The sequence below is a fragment of the Streptomyces sp. NPDC045968 genome (assembly GCF_056430475.1).
In genome coordinates this window covers 434232-454461 of the sequence record NZ_JBWKLF010000005.1, presented here as the reverse complement: position 1 = coordinate 454461, position 20230 = coordinate 434232, and the positions used below count along the sequence as shown (strand labels likewise).

21 protein-coding genes, 1 tRNA gene and 1 pseudogene are annotated in these 20230 nt (G+C 69.6%); 13 read left to right on the top strand and 10 right to left on the bottom strand.

Annotated elements, in window-relative coordinates; translation table 11 throughout:
• Window positions 1–43: 43 nt before the first annotated feature.
• Together AC07FA_RS17875 and AC07FA_RS17870 are read left to right on the top strand one after the other, a co-directional pair.
• Window positions 44–1789, top strand: coding sequence for a glycoside hydrolase domain-containing protein (locus tag AC07FA_RS17875; protein WP_479076490.1), 1746 nt, complete (start codon window positions 44–46; stop codon window positions 1787–1789).
• A 34-nt stretch (window positions 1790–1823) separates the two neighbouring features.
• Window positions 1824–2762, top strand: a complete 939-nt coding sequence (locus AC07FA_RS17870) for a peptidoglycan-binding domain-containing protein (protein WP_479076489.1) — start codon at window positions 1824–1826, stop codon at window positions 2760–2762.
• A 56-nt stretch (window positions 2763–2818) separates the two neighbouring features.
• Here AC07FA_RS17870 and selD read toward each other — a convergent pair whose 3' ends face one another.
• Complete coding sequence (selD, locus tag AC07FA_RS17865; RefSeq protein WP_479076488.1) at window positions 2819–3859, bottom strand: selenide, water dikinase SelD; 1041 nt, start codon at window positions 3857–3859, stop codon at window positions 2819–2821.
• Window positions 3860–3914: 55 nt separating this feature from the next.
• On the opposite strand from selD, the gene AC07FA_RS17860 reads away from it, so the two are divergent.
• From AC07FA_RS17860 to AC07FA_RS17825, 8 genes and pseudogenes are all read left to right on the top strand, one after another.
• Window positions 3915–4008: transfer RNA gene (locus AC07FA_RS17860), tRNA-Sec, on the top strand.
• 23 nt (window positions 4009–4031) lie between these two features.
• Window positions 4032–5351 carry an L-seryl-tRNA(Sec) selenium transferase gene (selA, locus tag AC07FA_RS17855; RefSeq protein ID WP_479076487.1) on the top strand — a complete coding sequence of 440 codons (1320 nt, stop codon included), beginning with the start codon at window positions 4032–4034 and terminating at the stop codon, window positions 5349–5351.
• A gap of 2 nt (window positions 5352–5353) precedes the next feature.
• A complete protein-coding gene (selB, locus tag AC07FA_RS17850) occupies window positions 5354–7111 on the top strand; it encodes a selenocysteine-specific translation elongation factor (RefSeq protein ID WP_479076486.1) in 1758 nt (585 codons plus the stop codon).
• Window positions 7108–7311, top strand: a complete 204-nt coding sequence (locus tag AC07FA_RS17845) for an SDR family NAD(P)-dependent oxidoreductase (protein ID WP_479076485.1) — start codon at window positions 7108–7110, stop codon at window positions 7309–7311. The genes selB and AC07FA_RS17845 overlap by 4 nt, the downstream gene beginning before the upstream one ends.
• Window positions 7312–7934: 623 nt before the next feature.
• Window positions 7935–8069, top strand: coding sequence for a hypothetical protein (locus tag AC07FA_RS17840; protein WP_479076483.1), 135 nt, complete (start codon window positions 7935–7937; stop codon window positions 8067–8069).
• The gene (locus AC07FA_RS17835) at window positions 8045–8998 is read left to right on the top strand and encodes a DUF2804 domain-containing protein (protein WP_479076610.1); all 954 of its coding nucleotides are present in this window, start codon (window positions 8045–8047) and stop codon (window positions 8996–8998) included. Before AC07FA_RS17840 ends, AC07FA_RS17835 begins: the two co-directional genes overlap by 25 nt.
• A 19-nt stretch (window positions 8999–9017) precedes the next feature.
• Complete coding sequence (locus tag AC07FA_RS17830; protein ID WP_479076482.1) at window positions 9018–9308, top strand: hypothetical protein; 291 nt, start codon at window positions 9018–9020, stop codon at window positions 9306–9308.
• Between the two features lie 93 nt (window positions 9309–9401).
• Window positions 9402–9641: pseudogene (locus tag AC07FA_RS17825) on the top strand (hypothetical protein); the annotation flags it as partial.
• A gap of 48 nt (window positions 9642–9689) precedes the next feature.
• On the opposite strand, the gene AC07FA_RS17820 reads toward AC07FA_RS17825, so the two are convergent.
• Both AC07FA_RS17820 and AC07FA_RS17815 read right to left on the bottom strand, forming a co-directional pair.
• Complete coding sequence (locus tag AC07FA_RS17820) at window positions 9690–10619, bottom strand: ADP-ribosylglycohydrolase family protein (protein WP_479076480.1); 930 nt, start codon at window positions 10617–10619, stop codon at window positions 9690–9692.
• A gap of 140 nt (window positions 10620–10759) precedes the next feature.
• Window positions 10760–10924, bottom strand: coding sequence for a hypothetical protein (locus AC07FA_RS17815; protein WP_479076478.1), 165 nt, complete (start codon window positions 10922–10924; stop codon window positions 10760–10762).
• A gap of 166 nt (window positions 10925–11090) precedes the next feature.
• Between AC07FA_RS17815 and AC07FA_RS17810 the strand changes: the two genes are divergently transcribed.
• A complete protein-coding gene (locus tag AC07FA_RS17810) occupies window positions 11091–11231 on the top strand; it encodes a hypothetical protein (RefSeq protein WP_479076477.1) in 141 nt (46 codons plus the stop codon).
• 134 nt (window positions 11232–11365) lie between these two features.
• On the opposite strand, the gene AC07FA_RS17805 is transcribed toward AC07FA_RS17810, so the two are convergent.
• The 5 genes from AC07FA_RS17805 to AC07FA_RS17785 all read right to left on the bottom strand — a co-directional run bounded on the left by AC07FA_RS17805 (window position 11366) and on the right by AC07FA_RS17785 (window position 15216).
• Window positions 11366–11758: a VOC family protein gene (locus tag AC07FA_RS17805; protein WP_479076475.1), complete on the bottom strand. Its 393-nt coding sequence runs from the start codon at window positions 11756–11758 to the stop codon at window positions 11366–11368.
• Window positions 11755–12057: an ArsR/SmtB family transcription factor gene (locus AC07FA_RS17800; protein ID WP_479076473.1), complete on the bottom strand. Its 303-nt coding sequence runs from the start codon at window positions 12055–12057 to the stop codon at window positions 11755–11757. Before AC07FA_RS17800 ends, AC07FA_RS17805 begins: the two co-directional genes overlap by 4 nt.
• Before the next feature lie 308 nt (window positions 12058–12365).
• Window positions 12366–13166, bottom strand: coding sequence for a sporulation protein (locus AC07FA_RS17795; RefSeq protein WP_479076472.1), 801 nt, complete (start codon window positions 13164–13166; stop codon window positions 12366–12368).
• A 642-nt stretch (window positions 13167–13808) separates the two neighbouring features.
• Window positions 13809–14405 (bottom strand): SMI1/KNR4 family protein, encoded by a 597-nt coding sequence (locus AC07FA_RS17790; RefSeq protein WP_479076470.1) that lies wholly within the window; start codon window positions 14403–14405, stop codon window positions 13809–13811.
• A gap of 115 nt (window positions 14406–14520) precedes the next feature.
• Window positions 14521–15216 carry a hypothetical protein gene (locus tag AC07FA_RS17785; RefSeq protein WP_479076469.1) on the bottom strand — a complete coding sequence of 232 codons (696 nt, stop codon included), beginning with the start codon at window positions 15214–15216 and terminating at the stop codon, window positions 14521–14523.
• Window position 15217: 1 nt separating this feature from the next.
• Here AC07FA_RS17785 and AC07FA_RS17780 point away from each other — a divergent pair, with 1 nt between their 5' ends.
• Together AC07FA_RS17780 and AC07FA_RS17775 are read left to right on the top strand one after the other, a co-directional pair.
• Window positions 15218–15358, top strand: a complete 141-nt coding sequence (locus tag AC07FA_RS17780) for a hypothetical protein (RefSeq protein WP_479076467.1) — start codon at window positions 15218–15220, stop codon at window positions 15356–15358.
• 842 nt (window positions 15359–16200) lie between these two features.
• A complete protein-coding gene (locus AC07FA_RS17775) occupies window positions 16201–16884 on the top strand; it encodes a GNAT family N-acetyltransferase (RefSeq protein WP_479076465.1) in 684 nt (227 codons plus the stop codon).
• Window positions 16885–17019: 135 nt separating this feature from the next.
• Here AC07FA_RS17775 and AC07FA_RS17770 read toward each other — a convergent pair whose 3' ends face one another.
• Window positions 17020–19089 carry a transposase gene (locus AC07FA_RS17770; protein WP_479076463.1) on the bottom strand — a complete coding sequence of 690 codons (2070 nt, stop codon included), beginning with the start codon at window positions 19087–19089 and terminating at the stop codon, window positions 17020–17022.
• A 45-nt stretch (window positions 19090–19134) separates the two neighbouring features.
• On the bottom strand, window positions 19135–19692 hold the full coding sequence (locus tag AC07FA_RS17765; protein WP_479076462.1) for a hypothetical protein: 558 nt from the start codon (window positions 19690–19692) through the stop codon (window positions 19135–19137).
• Between the last annotated feature and the right edge of the window lie 538 nt (window positions 19693–20230).

Genomic DNA, 20230 nt, shown 5'->3' with positions numbered 1-20230 from the left:
GTGCCGCCCCCTCCATACCCCCGCATCGAGTAGGAGTGCCCTGATGTCGTCCCGCATCCCCTGGCGCGTCCGCACCGGAACGGCCCTGCTGGCGGTGCTCGCCGGCATCGGCGCGCTCGCCGTCCCCGGCCCTGCCGCAGCGGCCCCGCCACCCGAGATCCGGCAGACCGTCACCTACGAGGGTTACAGCATTGAGGTGCCCGCCGACTGGCGGGTGGTCGACCTGGCCGAGAACCCCCGTGCCTGCCTCCGGTTCGACAGACCCGCCGTGTACCTCGGTGTACCGGCCGAACAGAACGACTGCCCGGCCAGTGTCGTCGGCCGTACGGCGGGCATCGTCGTCGAGCCCATCACCGCACGCTCCTCGGGACAGGCGACCGCGGCGACCGCGCGGGCCCGGAGCGGCAAGGCCGTCGCCCCCTCCGCGGTGTCCAGCAACGGCACCATCCAGATCGCGGTCGAGGACGCCGGCGTCCTCGTGACCGCCGCCCACACCCCGGACACCGAAGGCCTGGTGCGTGGGGTTCTCGCCTCGGCGGAACTCACCAGGGGCGCTGAGCGCACCGAGCTGGTCTCGGCCCAGCGGAACGAGGCCGCCCCGATGGCCGCAGCCGGGCCGCAGCCGGGCACTTACCTGGGCAAGGGCTTCGACGCCTGCACAGCGCCCTCGCAAGCGGCCATGAACGCGTGGCAGGCGAGCTCGCCGTACAGCGCGGTCGGCGTCTACATCAGTGGTTCCTTCCGTGGCTGCGCCCAGCCGAATCTGACGGCGAGCTGGGTGACCAGCCAGACCAGCAACGGATGGCGCCTGTTCCCCATCGACGTCGGCCGCCAGGCACCGTGCACCAACTACTCGCTGAAGATGTCAGCCGATCCGGCCACGGCCAAGTCCCAGGGCGTCACCGCGGCGGCCGGCGCCATCACTGCCGCGTCGAACCTCGGCATCCCGGCGGGCAGCGCGATCTACAGTGACATCGAGGCCTACACCTCCACGGCTTCCTGCAAGGCGGCCGTGCTGTCGTACCTCTCCGGCTGGACCGAGCGACTGCACAGCAGCGGCTATCTGTCCGGCTTCTACTCCAGTGCGGCCTCGGGCATCAAGGACGCCGCGAGCGAGTACAACAACGGCGCCTACACGCGGGTCGACCACCTCTTCTACGCGTGGTGGAACGGCGCCGCCGACACCAACACCGGTACCTATGTGCCGTCCACCTACTGGTCCAACCATCAGCGGATCCACCAGTACGTCGGCGAGGTCACCGAGTCCTACGGCGGCTACTCGATCAACATCGACCGCGACTACCTGGACGTGGGCAACGGCACCACGCCCACGCCCACCTGCACCGGGGCGAACCTCAACTTCAGCGCGTACGCCACCGTCCAGAGCGGCTCGACCGGAGACCAGGTCAAGGCGGCCCAGTGCCTGCTCAAGGCAGCCGGCTTCGATCCGGGAACTCCGGACGGGATCTTCGGGCCCGCCACGACCACCGCCGCCCGGAACTTCCAGTCAGCCAAGGGGCTTTCGGTGGACGGTGCGGTCGGCGCGAGGACCTGGACGGCGCTGCTGTCCCGCGGGTCGGCCCCGACGATCCAGAGCGGTTCGACCGGGGAGGCCGTCACCCGGGTGCAGCGCGCCCTGACCGCTGCCCTCGGCCGGACGGTGTCCATCGACGGCGACTTCGGCTCGGGCACCGCCCAGGCCGTACGCGACTACCAGTCCACGCGCGGACTGGACGCCGACGGCATCGTCGGCCCCGCCACCTGGGGAGCCCTCCAGTCGGGTAAGTGAAGCGACAGGCGAACAGAGAAGTGAGGCAGAGAACGTGAGACGACTTGCACGCATCATCACGCTGTTCACCGCCCTGGCGGGCCTGCTCCTAGGACTGGGCGTCCCCGCGCACGCCTTCCCACAGGCGGCGTTCCCGCTGACGAGCAACGGCAACCGAGGCTCCGACGTCGTCGCGCTGCAACACCTGCTCACCGCGCACGGCCGTTCCGTGGCGGCGGACGGTGTCTTCGGCACTGGCACGCGGAGCGCGGTGGTGGGTTTCCAGCAGTCGAAGGGCCTGACCGCGGACGGCGTCGTCGGGCCCGCCACCTGGGGCGCGCTCGCCGTCACCGTACGACAGGGAGACAACGGACCGGCGGTGGCGGCCGTACAGTCACTGCTCAATGCCAAGCGCGGCGCCGGCCTTTCGGCCGACGGGGCCTTCGGCCCGGCGACCGACTCCGCCGTCCGCACCTTCCAGTCCCACGCGGGAATCGGCGCGGACGGCGTCGTCGGCCCGGCCACCTGGCAGAACCTGTTGTGGCACTACGAGAACATCAGCTTCGGCGCGGGCACGATGTGTGCACAGAGCCCGGACGGCAACGCGGGAGCCCACTGGGCGACAGCCGGCGCGGTCGCCCAGCTGGAGGCCGCCGCCGCGGCCTTCGCCGCCACCGGGAACGGCCGACTGCCCGTCGGCGACGCGGGGTTCGAGCACGGCGGCGACATCGCCGGTCACGGGAGCCACGAAGTCGGGATGGACATCGACGTGTGGCCGGCCCGCACCGACTCGGCGCAGTGCACCGCGGGCCGGATCACGTGGCAGTCGAGCACCTACGACCGCGCGGCCACCCGCAGGCTCGTGCAGGAGATCCGGGCGAAGGCGCCCGGCCACGTCCAGCTGATCTTCTTCAACGATCCGCAGCTGATCTCGGAGGGGCTGACCACGAGCTACCCGAACCACGACAACCACCTGCACATCCGTTACAAGTAGCCGACCGGCCGCGGGTCCGGGGCTTCGCTCCCGGACCCGCGGCCGTTCAGCAGCCCTCAGCGGATGACCAGGGTGGTGCCTGCCACGGCCGGCACCAGCTCCCCGATGACCGGATGCCCGGGTATCTCCCCGGCGACCAGCAGCCCGCCGGAGGTCTGCGCGTCGGCGAGCAGGCACAGCTGGTCCTCGCTCGCGCGTCCCGCGTCCAGGTGGGGGCGTACCCAGTCGAGATTGCGCCGGGTGCCGCCGCTGACGTACCCGGCCCGCAGGGACTCCCACGCACCGTCGAGCACAGGGACGGCACCGGCGTCCACCACGGCCGTGACTCCGCTGGCCCGGGCCAGCTTGTGCAGATGGCCGAGCAACCCGAAGCCGGTCACATCGGTGGCGCACACCGCTCCTGCTTTCACGGCGGCAGCACCGGACCTGTCGTTGAGCGCCACCATGCAGGCGACGGCGTGCGCGAAGACCTCACCGGTGCGCTTGTGGCGATTGTTGAGTATCCCTACGCCGAGCGGTTTGGTGAGGGTCAGAGGCACACCCGGCCGTCCGGCGTCGTTGCGCAACAGCCGGTCAGGATCCACGACCCCGGTCACCGCCATGCCGTAGAGCGGCTCAGGACTGTCGATGCTGTGGCCGCCGCCGACGAGGCAACCGGCGCTGCGGGCCACGTCGAGCGCTCCCGCCAGTACCTCACGGGCCAGCTCGGGAGGCAGTACGTCACGGGGCCATCCCAACAGGTTGAGCCCGACGATGGGCCGCCCGCCCATCGCGTACACGTCGGACAGGGCGTTGGCGGCCGCGATCCGCCCCCAGTCACGGGCGTCGTCGACGACCGGCGTGAAGAAGTCGGCCGTCGACACCAGGGCGGTGCCGTCACCGGTGCGCACCACCGCCGCGTCGTCGCCGTCATCGAGTCCGACCAGGAGCCGGTCCTCATCGCCGACCGCGTCGTGTCCGGGGTTCCTGGGCAGCAGCCCGGAGACCATCGACTCCAGTTCCCCCGGAGGGATCTTGCAGGCGCAGCCGCCGCCGCGTGCGTACTGGGTCAGCCGCACCGGCGCGGTCGGTCCGGCCGAGGGGCCAACTGGCTTCATACGGCGATCATTTCACCTCTTGCCCCAGCAGCGTGCGGGGATCACAATCTTGTCCGGAGGCGTTGGGCGGGCTGGTGCCCCTCCCGATCTTCAAAATCGGTGTGGTCCGGAATCCGGGCCAGGCGGGTTCGATTCCCGTCCGCCTCCGCTGACTCGGATCGGGGTGGCACGCATGGCGGCCGAGATGCGGCAGCCGCCGGCAGACCCCCGGCGGCGGGTACCGAGCACCACCGCGCTGCTCGGTGACCCCCGGCTCGACGAGGCATCCACCCGGCTGGGCAGGGGCATCGTCAAGGCCGCGATCGCCACGGCCCAGCAGGCCGTACGCGACGGACGGATCGGCCCGGGTGACGCGGTCCACGCCGCTCTCGCCGGGCTCCCCATGCACGCGGCCGGACTGATCCCCGTACACAACGCCACCGGGGTGGTGCTGCACACCAATCTGGGACGGGCCCCGCTGTCGGGGTCCGCGCTGGAGGCCATGGCGGCGGCAGGCGGATACACGGACGTCGAGTTGGACCTTGGCAGCGGCAGACGGGCGCCCCGAGGCCGCAGTGCCATGGCGGCCCTTCGGGAGGCCGTGCCGGCCGCGGAGGCCGTGCACGTGGTCAACAACGGAGCAGCCGCCCTGGCCCTGGCAGCGGTGACGCTTGCCCCCGGGCGTGAGATCCTGCTCAGCCGGGGCGAGTTCGTGGAGATCGGGGACGGCTTCCGTATACCCGAACTGCTCGCCTCCTGCGGCGCCCGGATACGGGAGGTCGGCACCACCAACCGGACCCGGCTCGGCGACTACGCGGACGCCGCCGGCCCGGACACCGGCTTCATCCTCAAGGTCCACCCCTCCAATTTCACCGTGAGCGGCTTCACCCAGGGTGTGGACACCGGGGAACTGGCCTCGCTGGGTCTGCCCGTGGTGGTCGACATCGGCTCCGGCCTCCTCGCCCCTGATCCGGTACTACCGGACGAGCCGGACGCGGCCACCGCCCTGCGCGCCGGGGCCACGCTGGTCACCGCCAGCGGGGACAAGCTGCTGGGCGGTCCGCAGGCGGGACTGGCCCTCGGCACGGCTGCCGTCGTCGAGCGGATGCGCCGCCATCCACTGGCCCGCGCACTACGCGTGGACAAGTTCACCCTGGCCGCGCTGGAGGCGACACTGCGCGGTCCGAAGCCGCCCGTGTACGAGGCCGTGCACATGCCGCCGGCGCAGCTGCGCACACGTACCCTCCGCCTCGCCGATGACGTGGCCCGCCGGGGTATCGACGCGCGCGTCGTACCCAGCGAGGCGGTGGTCGGAGGGGGCGGAGCCCCCGGGACCGTCCTGCCGTCCTGTGCGCTCAGCCTCCCCGACCACCTGGCGACGCCGCTGCGCACCGGTGCACCGGCCGTGCTCGGCCGCGTGGTGGGAGGCCGGCTGCTGCTGGACCTGCGCTGCGTACCGCAGACGTGCGACGAAGACATCCTCGCCGCGGTGCTGCGCGCGGCAGGACTGTGACCATGCGGGTCGTCGCGACCGCCGGGCACGTCGACCACGGCAAGAGCACACTCATCCAGGCGCTGACGGGCACCCACCCCGACCGGCTGGCGGAGGAGCGGCGGCGCGGCCTGACGATCGACCTGGGCTTCGCGTGGACGGATCTTCCGTCGGGCGAGCGCCTCGCGTTCGTCGACGTCCCAGGACACGAGAAGTTCGTTCCCACCATGCTGGCGGGCGTGGGCCCCGTGCCCGCCGTGCTGTTCGTCGTCGCCGCCGACGAGGGCTGGAAACCACAGTCGGCCGAGCACCTCGCCGCCGTGGACGCTCTTGGCGTACGGCACGGACTGCTGGCCATCACCCGCTGCGATCTGGCCGACCCCGGCCCGGCCACGGCGCAGGCACGCGACCGTATCCGGACCAGCACGCTCGGCGGCATCGAGGCCGTGGCCGTCAGCGCCCGCACCGGCGCGGGCATGGCACACCTGCGCGCCGCTCTCGTCCGACTGGCGACGCGCCTGCCGGACGGGGACGCCGGCGCCCCGGTACGGCTGTGGATCGACCGGTCCTTCAGCGTGCGGGGGAGCGGACTGGTGGTCACCGGCACCCTCGGTGCGGGGCGGATCCGCACGGGCGACGCCCTGGTGACCGCCCGCTCGGGACGTCCGGTGCGCGTCCGGGCGCTGCAGGCCCTCGGCGAGGAGACCGGGCAGGTCCTGGCCACCGCCCGTGTCGCCGTCAACCTCCGAGGCCTCGGCAAGGAGGAGACGGGCCGCGGCGACGCGCTGCTCACCCCCGGCAGCTTCCTCCCGAGCCTGCGCTGCGACGTGCGCGTACACGGCGGATCACCGGCCGCGGAGCTGCCCCGTACCGCCGTCGCCCACATCGGCTCGGCGGCCGTGCCCGTACGCGTACGGCCGCTCGGCGCCGACCTCGTACGGCTCACCCTGCCGGAGCCGCTGCCGCTCCGCATCGGCGACCGGGTGGTGCTGCGCGACCCCGGTCTGCGGCGTGTACTGGCCGGCCTGACGGTGCTCGACCCCCAGCCACCGGAACTGCGGCGCCGTGGCGCCGCGGCACGGCGGACGGCAGAGCTCGTCGACACCCAGGGCGAGGCCGGCGAGCTACGGCGCCGACTGCTCGTAAGGCGCGGGGAGCTGACCGCGATGGGGGTGACTGTCCACGCCGAGCCGGTCGCGGACGACTGGCTTGCCGACCCCGCCCACTGGGCAGGCCTGCGCGCTTCCCTGGCCGAACTGGTCGAGGTCTACCGATCCGAACATCCCACGGAGGAGGGCATACCGGCGGAGGCCGCCCGGCACCGTCTGGGACTGCCTGCCGTCTCCCTCGTGCGGGCACTGGTCGCGCCGCCCTTGCGGATGAGTCGCGGACGCGTGACCTCCGGGTCCGCGGCGCAGCCCGCCGGGATGGCGGAAGCGGTGCGCCGGCTCACCGCTGAGCTCGGCGGGCGGCCCTTCGCCGCCCCTCACGCCCAACGGCTCGCGGAACTCGGCTTCGGCCGCCGAGAGCTCGCCGCGGCGGTCCGCCACGGAGTGGTACTGCGGCTCGCGGAGCACGTGGTCCTGCTGCCGGACGCCCCTCGGCTGGCGGCCGGCCGGCTGAGCGAACTCGACCAGCCGTTCACCGTGGGAACGGCGAGCCGCGCCCTGGATACCACCCGACGCGTCACCGTTCCCCTGCTGGAGCACTGCGACGCCCAGGGCATCACTCAGCTACTCCCCGACAAGCGGCGCCGGTGCGCGCCGGGGGCCGGTAGGTGACTGGTGCCTCGTCGGGGATCGGCAAGGAGACGACCCGTGCCCTCGCCGCGTCGGCCTGCGAGGTGATCGCAACCGCTCGCAACAGCGCGCGAGTCACCGCGTCCGCCAGGGTGACCTGCGTCGACCTCGACGTGACCAGTTCGGAGTTCGACGCTGACCACCCGCCAGGTGGTCACATTGATTCCCTACACCCTCAATAAGGGGAAGGAACGAGGACCTGATGAGTGCCTTCCACCCCGATCTCGGACGAGGTCGCTCCATCCCCGACATGTCGTAGGGACGCCTGTCGTCGCGCCTCGTGCGCAGCGTGAGGTGGCGTACGACCGATCCAGGGCCGGACATCGCGGTCCAGGAGATCGTCGTGCCCGGGCCCGAGGGTGCGCCGCCCGTTTCGCTTCGCGTCTCCTCCCTCGGCGACGCGTCGCGGGCCCGGACGTCTCGCCCTACGCGGCCGCGGCCCGCTGGTTCGGCCGCGCCGACGCGGAGGGGCGGGCGCAGTTCGAGACGACCCGGAGCGTGGACCACGCCTGCGGCCGGCACGACCAGGGCGCCGGTGACCTGCGCAGCCTGCACGTCTACTTCCGGCGCTTCCGCGTGCCGCGCAGTCGGCCGCGCAGGGACCGGCGGACGAGTTCGGAGCCGCCCTCGCCCGGCTCCACGAGGAGCAGATCATCCCCGCCATCGCGCGCGGACTGAGCGCCACCGTCTACACCCAGTTGTCCGATGTCGAGGACGAAATCAACGGCCTGCTGACCTACGACCGGGAGGTACGCAATCTGCCCGAGGAGCAGATCAGGGCCCTGACCGAAAGGATGCGCCTGCCGTGAGCGACGTGCCTGAGAACGACCGGCCTGAGAACAACCGCTCTCGCAACGACCACCCTGCCGGCGACGGGTCCCGGCACGTGCTCCCCGAGATCACCGCCGCCGTGATCTGTGTCTGCCGGATGGGCATCTGAACCCCGCGGCCGTCGGCTGGACCCGGCGGCCCCTGCACCGTGCCGGCCTGCACGGCTGGGGCCGTACCAAACGCTGGGAGTACTGGGGGATCGTCACCCCCCGGCACATCGTGGGCCTGGACGCCTCGTCCCTGGACTACGCGGCCGTGAACGGCGTCTACGTCCTGGACCGGGAGACCGGCGTCGAGTACGCGATGGACGTCGTGGTGCCGTTCGCCCGTGGCGTGGTACTGCCGGATCGCTGCGGTTCGGGAACCGCGTCGGTGCACGGTGCCGGGGTGGACATCGTCATCGAGCAGCGGTCCGACGGCACCACGATCCGCGCGGAAGCGGCGTCCATCGGCGTCGGAATGGACCTGGAGATCCCGCTTCCTGAGGGGCACGAGTCGCTCGGTGTAGTGGTGCCGTGGTCGGCGAAGCAGTTCCAGTACACCGTCAAGGACCTCGGGCGGCCGGTGAGCGGGATCCTGCGTCTTGGCGGCTCCGGCGAGTTCGACCTCGACCCGGCCGACTCGTTCGCGGTCCTCGACCACGGCCGCGGCAGGCGGCCGTACCGGACCTCCTGGAACTGGGGCGCGGGTGCCGGCCCCGGCCGGGCGATCCAGCTCGGCGGGAAGTGGACGGACGGCACCGGCTCCACGGAGAACGGGCTGTTCGTCGACGGCCGGCTCCACAAGATCCACGAGGAGCTCGACTGGTCGTACGACCCCGCCGACTGGTTCCGTCCCTGGCGGATCACCGGACCGCGCGTCGAGGCGGACTTCCATCCCTTCCACGTGAAGACCGGCCGCACGGAACTCGGCCTGCTCGGCAACCGCACACGTCAGTGCTTCGGCGCATTCACCGGCCGCGCCCGTACGGACGACGGCCGGTGGATCACCCTGGACGGCCTGACCGGCTGGGCCGAGGAAGTGCACAACCGCTGGTGAGGCCTCTTTCATCGCCGGAGTGAGACGTTGTGGGACCGGTTCGCCAAGACGTTCGCCCCGCCCGCAGACGGACACCCTGACGGCGGACATCGAACGCCTCAAGAAGCCCGACCGGACGCTGCGTTCGCGACACGCGGCCGAGCAACGGGAGGCGCGCGCAACCATCGCCGCCTACGCCAACCACATCCAGGCTCTGTGCCTGCGAAACGCCGAACTCGAAGCGGAGAATGCCACCCTGCGCGAAGCCCTCCACCGCGGCGGCTCCGTGGCCTCCCTCCCCGTGACGCCTCGAATGCTGCCGCCGGAATGACTGCCGCGCCTCTACTTCCTGCGAGGGCTTCTATGCCCTTGATCAGGGAAAATAGGGCTGCCTTGAGGCCGGGTGCCGGGCAGTAGGCTGAAAGCTGATGTGCTGGCGATCTTCCGCTTCTACTCAGACGAGGAGATCGATTTCGACGTTGATCTGCGCGAGTTGCAGAGGCAGGAGCGACTTGAACTGTTCTGCGGCTTCTTGCGGGAGATCGGGCGGCGGTTGGGTAAGCCGGTGCTGATGCGCCCGGAGGGTGCCCATGGTCATCCGGTGCTCGGATCCGATGTCGAAGCAGATCGAGTCGTCCTCCTTGCGGAGCCACTGGTCAAGTGACTGCGGCTGAGGGCCGGAGTTCGTGGAGAGTGCGGAACAGCACCCGGTTCAGCCTCCGAGGCGGTGTGCAAGGTTGAGTAGATCTGGCGCGTGCAGCACCCGTCCGTCGAATCCTGGGAGAGGGACACGGAGCGGTTGGGTCCAGCGGGCGGGGATTGCATCCAGCCCGTAGTACGCCCCCGCGAGGCCTCCGGTCACCGCGGCGACGGTGTCCGTGTCACCACCGAGGTCGATCGCCGCGCGTATCGCGTCTTCGAAGCTGGCGGTGGTGCGCAAGGCCCAGACGGCTGAGCCCAGACAGGGCCAGACGGCACCGTTGAACTCGGTCGCCTGATCGGGGTGCCAGTCGGGCGCGAGGACGGTGGCGTAGCGGCCGCGGTGGTCGGGGTGGACAAGAGCCAGGACGTCCGCAAGCGCGGCGAGGGGGTCAATGTCCTCGAACGTGACACGGATGAGCTCGTGGAAGATCGCGGTGCCTTCCCAGGCCGCGCGGTCCCCGTGGGTGAGGGCAGCGATACGGCGGGCCGCCTCCATGGTGGCTTCTTGGCCGGCGGCCGCGAAGTGGACTGCGGAGGTCGACGCCCGCATCAAGGAGCCGTTTCCCGCCGCTCGTTGGTTGACCTGGAAGTGGATCGCGGCGGCGAGGTCCCAGGGCATGCCGTTGGTCAGGACGTCTTCGGTCTGCAAGCCGATGTCCTTCGGCTCTGATGCCGCCCACCGCTGGAAGCGGGCGAAGATGTCCGGCAGATCCAGCCCGCCCCGCTCCAGCAGCGACTCCGCGACCAAGACGGCCATCTGCGTGTCGTCAGTGGCCTCGCCGGGGTCCCAGCCACCACCTCCGCACATCTCGCCCCCGGCACCAGGCGCGGGAAACCGCGCAGAGAACGCTCCCTGGGGGCCAAACTCGAAGGGAGCGCCCAGAGCGTCGCCCACCGCTGAGCCGACGACCGCGCCGGCCGCTCGCTGAATCCGCTTCATTCGCGCAGGTTATCCGGGCCGTACCGACGGCCGCACGGCCCGATTGCCTTCCTCGGCTTCCCGAACCAACGGAGGTGAACGCGTCTCGTCTACGGAGGTGCACCGCCTGAGACACCTTGGGTCTGAGACACCCGTACAGGTCACATCACACCATCGAGCACCGTGCCGGCAGGCAGTGCCATTCCGGCAGACGCGAGATCCATCCAGTGGGAGGTGACGACGCGTCCGGACCGGGCGTACAGCACCCCGGTGTCCTCGGTGCGGCGCATCACCGTTCTGTGGCCGTACGCCTTCACTCGAACCACCAGCCCTTACCTTCGGGCAGCGTGGGGACGGCGCGGGCCAGGGCGACGTCGACAGGGAAATCCACACCCCGATTCTGTGGCCCGGGGGACGGCAGGGCACGCTCACATCGGCCGTACAGCCCACTGTCAGGGAGTGCTGCCCCGGGGCTATCGCAGGCTCTGGTCCGTGCCGCACTGGATGCAGCCCCGCGCGCCCGGCTGGGCCATCGCGGCCCGCCTCCTGCTCGGTCTCCACCTCAATGCCTCCGCCCTGCTGGGTGGCCTGCCAGCAGTCGGCTCGATGCACCGCCGTCCGGCGGATCTGTGAGTCGTACGCGTAGCGGTCGGGTACGACGACCCACTGCGTAGCTGGGCACAAGGGGCTGAGATACGTTTCCGCCCCACGGAGCCCTGGGGCCGCCGCCGCGTCGGCGGCTCCGACACTCCCGGCACGGCAACGGCCTACTGCGGCTCGGTCGCGATCTGGATCAGGTTGCCGCAGGTGTCGTCGAAGACGGCAGTGGTGACAGGGCCCATCTCCAGCGGCTCCTGGGTGAAGCGGACGCCTAGGCCGTGCAGGCGCCGGAACTCCGCGTTCACGTCGTCGACGGCGAACTGGGCGAGAGGGATGCCGTCCGCGACCAGCGCGTCGCGGTAGGTCTTGACGGCCGGGTGGCCCGCGGGCTCGAGGAGCAGTTCGGTGCCCGCGGGCTCGTCGGGCGAGACGACGGTCAGCCACCGGTCCTTCTCACCCAGCGGGACATCGTGCTTCTTCACGAAGCCGAGGATCTCCGTGTAGAAGTGCTCGGCCTTGGCCTGGTCGTCGACGAAGACGCTGGTCAGGTGGATCTTCATGGGGTGCTCTTCTCTGGTCGGGGCGCGTCGGGATGGAGCCATCGTTCAGCGATCCGCCGCAGCGGGGCCGTGTTCAGGTCGTGGAACTTGTAGCGACCCTCCCGCCTGGTCTCTATGAGCCCGGCGGCCTCCAGCACGGCGAGGTGCTGGGAGGCGGCCCGACGCGAGATGCCGAGCTGGTGCTTCATGCTCAGTCGGGAGCAGATCTCGAACAGTGTCTGTCCGGACCTCTCCGTGAGCTCGTCGAGGATCGTGCGACGGGTGGGGTCGGCCAGGGCTTTGAAAAGGTCGTCGGCCACGACCAAGGGATAGGCAACTATTCACTTGCCTATCAAGTCGAGTGCGTCGTGCCCCGGGCCGAACCCCCGTCCGGCCCCCTCCTGCATGGTGAGTACCCATGTAAATGCCGAGGGGCTCGTGGCTCGCGAAGCCACCGAGACCGGCGCCTCACTATGACCGCACAGGAGCGGCAGGCCCATGTACACAGGGTGCGGATCGCCCTCGTCCGGTTTGCGGTGATCCTCGAACTACGTGTCCCACAGACTGCCCGGACCGGCTCCGCCCCCTCCGCCGACGGAGCGGAGCCGGCCCTGGTCGCGCCACGCCCTCAGTTCGCAGCGTCGCTGTTGTCCTGGCCCAGGGCCGCGACTTCGTCGATCCAGCGTCGGACAACCTCCGCGAAGTCCACCCGGCCGACGTCGTGGTAGGCGGCGACATAGCGCAGGGCAGGCGGCTTGTCGTCCCAATGCCTCTGATGGATCGCGGCCCGGCGGACGTAGATCTCGCAGCCGACGGAGTTGCTGTGGAAGGTCAGTTCCAACTCCTGCGGCCCTTCATGGCCGTTCCGTCGGGTGAGCAGGAAGCTCTGCCGCAGATAGAGGAAGTACTCCGTGTCCGGGATCGTGGAGTCGACGATCCGCGTGGTCGTGCAGTCGTAGCCCTCGGCAGTGAAGGCGTCGAAGACGGCCGTGTGCAGGGGCCGCGCGGCAACACGCACAGGGTCGGCGTCCGTCCGGGTACTGATCCCCTCGGCCTCGACCTTGGTGTGCAAGGTCAGGGACACCCCGTGGAACTGCTGCCCGTTCACCTCGGACACCGGGGTCTCCCACCTGAGCCGCTGGCGGAACGGCGACCGCCGCTCGTCACCCTTCTTCAGGGTGAACCAGCCGCTCGCGGCGGTGGACGTGAACGAGTGGCCCTTGCCCTCGTCGCCGTCGTCCTTGCGGACGCCCGACGCATCGACGAATCCCTCCAGGTGGATCGACTGCACCTCCACATCACGATCGGGCGCGCGCAGCACCACCTCACCGGTGAGCATCCCTCCCGGTTCAACGGGATCGGACAGGATCACCGTGTCCACCTCGAGCGGCATCTCGCCCTTGTCGCCCCATAGACGTCTGAAAACCATGCGCGCAGGCTAACCTCACTGGCTCTCCCCCGGAAGGATCTTCCGGTACTCCGCTGCCTCTCTCCTGTAGCCGACTACCCCGCCGCCCCGCCATGCCGACAAGGTCCACATCTACGGCGGCCTCGTGACCACGCCTCAGCGGTGGCTGACCACGGGGCGCATCGTCCGCGCCCGTACCTGTCAGGACGAGGCGAGCAGCGTGAGGCGGGTCCACCTCACTCGAAGAGGAAGAAAGCTTCGCCCACCCCTCGGGCGGCGATCTGTGCACGTCCATCAGCGTGACACCGACGTTGTGGTACTCCCTCGCCGGGGGCACTGCCCCGTACCGGCCCACCAGACCGTCTACGTCGATCCGGGCCTCGACCTGACCCACCGCCGCGTGCTCAGCGCCGCACGCGCGCAGGACATCGACTACGCGCTCTGCGAGGAACTGCTGGCCGTCCTCTCGACCGCCATCCGCCGCACCACGACCGGGCCGAGCCGGCGCACAGGCCGTTCCCGGCATCCAGGACCGGTACTCCCCGGGCCCGGCATGTTCCTCATACTGGTGAAGAGGCATTGTTTGAGGTGTGCGGTATCAGGTGTCTGGCCTTGTTTATGAGAACGGGTTCTGGCCCAACTTCTGTGGACGGTGACTGTAAGTCAGCTCTTTCTTGCCGGATGGAAGGTGTGCGGGTGTGTCATGTGGTCCCGGAACAAGGGCGAGGTAACTGCCAAGGCTCTGTTGTCGAGGCCGGCGGCCACGTGATCGAGCCAGCGTTCATACCAAGCGAGAAAGTCTGGGGCTGAGGAGACGTTCGGGCCCCAGAAGCCGTCCGCGTTCCCGATGAGCATGCGTCCGGTGAGAGGGCCAGTCATGCCAATGAGGACGAGGTCGCTGCAGCCGCGTTCGATGACGTGCAGAAACAGGTCGCCGTGGCGTGTGGGGCGGTGTGCCCGAGTGAACCCTCTCGGGGCCCCGGAGGCGTCCTTGGGGTTCATAGTGAAGAGCTGGCAGTTCTCCAACGGAATCAGCCCGTAGTACGGAGAGGCCCCGCTATTGCCCAGGTTCGTAAGAAAGTCTCGATAGGGCTTGGGGAGCTCCACGTCGTGCTCGGTCTCGAAGGTGTCGATCCGGGCCTGAGGCAGGCATGGGCCGAGCCGGAATTCATGCCGTTCCTCACCGAAGGAATGGCTTCGGTTGAATGCGTAGGGGATGCGTGCCAGCTTGCGTCGCAGCCGCGGGATGCGGGAGTCCATGGACGCTCTTCTCTCGTCACCCGCAACCTACCGCACATGGAGGGGCGTCATCCGGCGAGAAGAACACGCTTCCGGAGCAGCTTGAAGCCGGCGCGTCCGTACATCTGCCGCTTGATCATTTTGATGCGGTTGACGTGGCCCTCGACGACACCTGAGCTCCAGGGCAGAGTGTGGTGTCGCTGAGGCAGCGTCGTAGCTGCTGGTCGTACTCGTTGGCTGTCTCAAAGTTCACCGCGTATGTACGTCCCCGCTTGGGTAGTTCGAGCGGGCTGGTCAGACGCCGGGTTGCAGTCCGGCGGATGAAGGAGCCAATCGCGACTCGCTGGGTCGGGTAGCTGGTGAACCAGTAGTCGAATTCCTCCTGGTTCAAGGAGCCCAATTGCTGTTCGCGCTCGTCGAGCCAGGTCAGAAACCTGATGGCGGCTTGGATGTCCTTGATGTCACCGGAGGCGGCGCCGTTCGAGTAGCGGTCTCGGGCCGCGCGGCGACGGGCGGCGCGGACCACATGCCACTCTGCGAACGGCCGGATGACTAGGGCCTGGTGGCCGGGCAGCACCGGGAGTGTGTGGGTCACCCATCGTTCCAGTCGGGCGAGGTGTTCATTGTGTTCGGGCAGGACGCTGGCGACGACCAGGAGGGAGCGGACGTGTCGGGCGGTGGTGCTCTGGGGGAAGGCGTCGAGCAGTTCGTGGGTGAGTGGCTCGGCCCGGCCGGCGAGCTGGGCGAGTGCCTTGGCGGAAGGGCTGCGGCGCAGCCAGCCCAGCGCTGACCAGGGCGTCAGCCATCGCCTGCAGGTGATCCGGGACGGCATCGTGGTCTCCGCTGAGGAGATCACGGACCCGCTCGGCCAGGACGCAGCGGGGGCACTGGCCATCGTCGAAGAGATCACCGGTCTGGCCGCACCCGGCGCAGCGTGTGGCGAGGTCATCGGTTTCGCAGCAGGTGGCGCATAGTCCGCTGCCGTCGGCGTGCGGCCGATCATGATGCGCCGGTCACCACATGAGGAGCAGGCCGCCGGCGTCGCACGCCGGGCCTGGTAGCAGCCCGAGCAGACGGGTCCAAGAGGCCAGATGGTCTTGGTGCGCCGGTCGTGGCCGCACATCCCGCAAGTACGGACTGGCCGCGGCCAGCAGGAGCGGCAGTGAAAGGCTCCGCTCCGCTGACTGACCTGCCCACCGTGACGCCACCGGCCGCAGACGCTGCACTCGCCCTTCAGGCCGCGGTAGCAGCGGATGCAGATTCCCGACTGCCCGTCGGTGGTACGCACCGCAATCTGCTCGGCCTCACCGCACACGCCGCACTGGCGCTTCGGCCCCTCGTAGCAGGCGCCGCAGACCGGGCCCGCTGGGGTCCGGGCGTTGACTTGCGCACCCGGCCGCAGCCGACGCACTTCTTCTTGGTCCTCGGCGCGCAATTGCAGCACAGCGCTGTCCCGTCCTCGCACCTGTGTCCGGGACGCCGCATCCGGTGGCACCCCGCGCACTCCGTGACGACCAGCGGATCAGTGCGGTGGCAGTGCCGGCAGATCGGCCCGTCCTGGCGGCGGGTGACGATCTGGTCGACCCGCCCGCAGCGCCCGCACGGGCGGAAGTTCGTCCGGGCATAGCACCAGCCGCAACAGCAGACCCCGAGCCTGTTGTTGGGGCCCATCAGAGGACGCTTCTCTTGCCCGCTGCCATCTATGCCGGTTTTTGGACCGACCGGCAAATGGAGGGGCTGCGGCGCCTGGCGGCGGCGGACGACGGGGGCTGATTATTCACCCGCCCACCGGTTGCGGTCATGCTCTAATCGCCGGATGACGAAGATCGAATCAGAGCTGATACGACGTTGGCTGAACGGCTGGACCGTGGCTCGCTCCCTGCCCGAGGCCGAGCCGGTCGAGTCCGCCGGGGACGGCCTGCGGTCCAAGTGCGACCAACCCGGCCGCGAGGTCGAGGTGTTCGCGCTCCGTGCGGACGAGGAGCCCGAGTCCTTGGCACGGCTGGCGGCGGCCGTCGCCGCCGCGAGGCAGACCACCTGGCTCACGGTACCTACGCTGTGCCCAGGCACCGTCGAAGCCGTCGTCGGCGCCGCCGGACTGGAGTTGCTCCACCGGTCCGAGTGGTTCATGACGACCGATCTGACCGAGCACCCGCAGCACGCGCCCGCCGCGCCGTACGAGCGTGAGGTCCGCACGGAGGGACCAGTCACGGTCGTCTCCCTCCATTACTCCTCCGGAGAGGTGGCGGCGCGCGGCACCATCGCCGTGGTCGGCGCCGATGCGATCGCCGATCGCATCGAGACGGACGCGGCGCACCGCCGACGCGGCCTGGGCCGCGCCATGATGAGCGCTCTAGCGGAGGCCGCCGTGGCCCAGGGCGCCCGTACCGGTCTTCTCATCGCCAGTGAGGAAGGCCAGCGCCTCTACTCCTCCCTCGGCTGGCACCACGAAGCCGACGTCCTGATCGCCCGGGGGCCGGCGGTTCCCTCCAACCGGTAGGACTGGCTCACACTGGCCGATCCGCCCTTACGCACAGCGCACTCCTGCGGATCCCACCGAGCTAATATCTCCGGATTTACTGCGATTGCCTGTTCCGGCTGTATTCCGGTTGGCCGCCAATCTCGGCTGCCCCTGTCAGAGACCATCCGCGGGAAGGCGAAACGCGCTGTCGTACGGGCCGGGCGGTATGTGGAGGGTGGCGGTGTCGTAGTCGCCGAAGCGGAGCACGTTGTCCCTACGGTGCGGGCTGAGCGCGGCGATGTCGTCGGGGTTCACCTCCCGGCCTTGGGCGGCCATTTGGCGCAGTGTGTCGGTCATGTCGACGGTGGTGGAGAAGATGATGCTGTTGGCCATCAGGTCGAGGAACTTGACGGCTTTCTCCTGGAGTTCGGGATCGCGGGAGCGCAGGTAGCCGCCTCCGCCGAAGTGCAGCCATTTCGTGTACCCGTTGTATGCCTCGGCCTTGTTCGTCGCCCTGGTGATCTGCTCCCGCAGCTGCGGGTCCGACAGGTAGCGGAGTAGGACGATCGTCCGGATGGCGCGGCCGACCTCGCGGAAGACCCGGTAGACCTGGTTCTTGCGGGAGTGGTTGTTCAGGCGCCGCAGGAGGGTGACGGAGGACACGGTGCCTTCGCGTACCGACAGGCCGACCTGTATGAGGTCCTTCCAGCCGCTCTCGATGAGCTGCCAGTCGATGCAGGTGCGCGGATCAGCGGAGAACAGCGCGTCGATATGCCGGTAGCACACCTGGGGATCGGGGCGGTGGAAGGTGAGGTCCTGGAAGTTCCGGATCCGCGGCAGCAGGTCGATGCCGAGCAGGTGGGCGAGCCCGAAGACCGGGAAGGACTGGTCCTGGGTGTCGGCGTGTACGGTGTCCGGCTTGACCTCCGACTCGTTCGCAAGGAGCGAGTCGATGAGGTAGACGGCCTCCCACACCCCGCAGGGGATGAACCGGGAGAAGAGCGCAACGTAGGTGTCGGAGACGAGATGGTGGGCGATCCCGCCGTAGCGGATCGAGGTCTCGGCGAGGAAGTTGTCGATGACGGTGTCCATCATGGTGCCGTCCACCGCCGCCACCGATTCGTCACCCCACGCCGCCGTCAGGTCCAGGCCGGCGTGGGCGTTGACGACGTCGGCCCCGCACCGGTTGAGGACCGGGATGGTGAAGTGGCGCTTCGCGATCGCGCCGAGTTCATGCGCGGCCACGCTGCCTCGCATGTGGCGTACTGCCTGGGCGGGGCCAAGCCCGGATCCGTAGACGAACGCGGTGGTCACGTAGCGCGGCAGGGGTTCCTTCAGCTTCGGCTCGCTGCCCGAGCGTGGGCCGGGCCGTTTCCACCAGTCCGTCCGGTGCGCCGCCCGCGCCAGATGTTCCAGCACGCTGCGAGCGGGAAGACGCTCGGAATGATCTTGTTCCAGCTTCTCCGCGGAGGCGGTGCGCTCGCCTGCTCTGCGTACAGCGAGGGAGGGGACGCCGGTGACCGGCTCGATGGTGAGGTCCTTGTTGTCCGGATACCCGGCGTCCACGGTTTCGGCGATCGTGGTAAGCCGCTCGCGCAGCCGAACGGTGAACTCGCTCGCGTTGGCCGGGATACCGGCCTGCTCGCAGAAGCCGGCGAGCTTGGGCTCGCACTGCTCCCAGGGCAGGAGCATGCGGGTCCGGTCACCGTAGTCCTCGGCGCCGATCACGGCGACATCACCGCAGCGCAGCTCCTCCACGAGACAGGCGAACACCATCGCCTCGAAATGGCGGCGGACCATCATCCCCGGCTGCTCGCGGGAGTAGACAGTGTTCAGCCACATCTTCGGCGCGAACGACAGGTCCAGCCGTACCAACTCCCCGTTCTCGTCCTTGCGGGTCGGATGCGTGTCCGCCACGAGGGGCCGGGTGAGGTGCTGGTGAGCGAGGACGTGGTCCAGCGCTTCCAGCACGCTGCGGTCGGTCGAGGTCGCGGTGAACGACAGACGGTGGGTGATCTTGAACATGGTCGGCCGGTCCGGCTTGAAGAAGCGCTCAACCAGCGCCGTGTAGTTGCCGCCCCGGTAGGCGTCCAGGGCCTCCAGCTCCGCCAGCTGGGCCTCGAACCCGCCCGCCGTCTCGATCGCAGCCCGGGCGTTCTTCAACGCCAGCAGGTCATCCAGCGACGCCTCCCCCTCCCACCCACCGAGGGCGGTCTCGCCGCTGCCGCGAAGGGCGGTCAGCACGTCCCGGAAGGTGGCCAGGAGCTGCTCGGTGGTCTCCTTCTGCCGCTACTCGATCTCCAGCAGCTCTTCCTGGGCCCGCTTGAGGTGTCGGGACATGCGCTTGGAGAGCATGACCACGGTCTCGTCCCGCACCGCCGCCTGCACCTGCGCCAGCAGGCACACGGTCATCGCGGTGTGGCTGGGCTCGGCAATGTCCTTCATCTCGCCCACCGACAGCACCTTCGCCTGCTCTGCCAGCGCGGCCACCTTCGCCGACGGTGTCTTCCCCACCCAGTAGACGGCATCCCCCAGCCCGTCCACTCTCTCCATCCGCTCCGCATGCGCCCTAAACCGTGACCATGTCGCCCGCCGGGCGGGCTGCTTGATCCACGCGCACAGGCTCTGGTACTCGCCCTCGACGACCTCCAGCATGCCTGCGACCCGCTGCCGCGCCGCGTCGCTCATGCGCGCGACGATCGCCTCGCACTGCGAGGCTTCCACCTCTGAGCGGATACGGGCAGCCATCCGGTCCAGGGTGGAAAACGCCGGCAGCTCCAGCCGCTCCTTCTGCCGGACCAGCTCCTCCGGCGCCACGTTCACCAGGTCCGCGGTATGCGCCTTCACCGGCGCCGCCGCCCGCATCGCTGCCTCCGCAACCGCGCGGGCCTCGCCCGGCTTGTGCCTCAGCCACCCTGACCCGACCCCCGCAGTCTTGCACCCGCCTTGACTGCCGAGTACCGCATTCACGTAGGCCGGTGTGATGTCGTCCGCTCCACAGGTCAGGCACTCGCAACGCCACTGTTGCCAGGCATCCGTACAGCGCTCCAGCGGTCTTGCCCGCGCTCGGTCATCTGCTGGGCCGCTCGTTCCGGTCTGATGGCTCTACGCGCGCAGTACTTGCAGGCGGAGATGCGACTGTTGCGTGCGTCACTCAGGCGCGGCTGAATGTCGGCGGGATCGCCCATCCATAGTCCTGGGCACAAAGCGTTCAGACAGCGGCAGCGTCAGGGCGCGTCAACTCCGGGGAAAAGCTCCAGGGGCTCGACACCTGCGGATCATCACCTTCACGGCGTCGTCGTGCGACTGGCTGCGTAGGTTAGAAGCGAGAGCACTTGTCGGTGGGTTTCGGCATCGCTCGGTATCCGTAGAGCGGATGAATGTC

Bases quoted from the DNA above. Each gene is read 5' to 3' on its own strand.
- AC07FA_RS17875 (WP_479076490.1), top strand. From the start codon at position 44: ATGTCGTCCCGCATCCCCTGGCGCGTCCGCACCGGAACGGCCCTGCTG.
- AC07FA_RS17785 (WP_479076469.1), bottom strand. From the start codon at position 15,216: ATGCCGTCCCGGATCACCTGCAGGCGATGGCTGACGCCCTGGTCAGCG.
- AC07FA_RS17775 (WP_479076465.1), top strand. From the start codon at position 16,201: ATGACGAAGATCGAATCAGAGCTGATACGACGTTGGCTGAACGGCTGG.
- AC07FA_RS17820 (WP_479076480.1), bottom strand. From the start codon at position 10,619: ATGAAGCGGATTCAGCGAGCGGCCGGCGCGGTCGTCGGCTCAGCGGTG.
- AC07FA_RS17795 (WP_479076472.1), bottom strand. From the start codon at position 13,166: ATGGTTTTCAGACGTCTATGGGGCGACAAGGGCGAGATGCCGCTCGAG.
- selA (WP_479076487.1), top strand. From the start codon at position 4,032: ATGGCGGCCGAGATGCGGCAGCCGCCGGCAGACCCCCGGCGGCGGGTA.
- selD (WP_479076488.1), bottom strand. From the start codon at position 3,859: ATGAAGCCAGTTGGCCCCTCGGCCGGACCGACCGCGCCGGTGCGGCTG.
- AC07FA_RS17805 (WP_479076475.1), bottom strand. From the start codon at position 11,758: ATGAAGATCCACCTGACCAGCGTCTTCGTCGACGACCAGGCCAAGGCC.
- selB (WP_479076486.1), top strand. From the start codon at position 5,354: ATGCGGGTCGTCGCGACCGCCGGGCACGTCGACCACGGCAAGAGCACA.
- AC07FA_RS17790 (WP_479076470.1), bottom strand. From the start codon at position 14,405: ATGGACTCCCGCATCCCGCGGCTGCGACGCAAGCTGGCACGCATCCCC.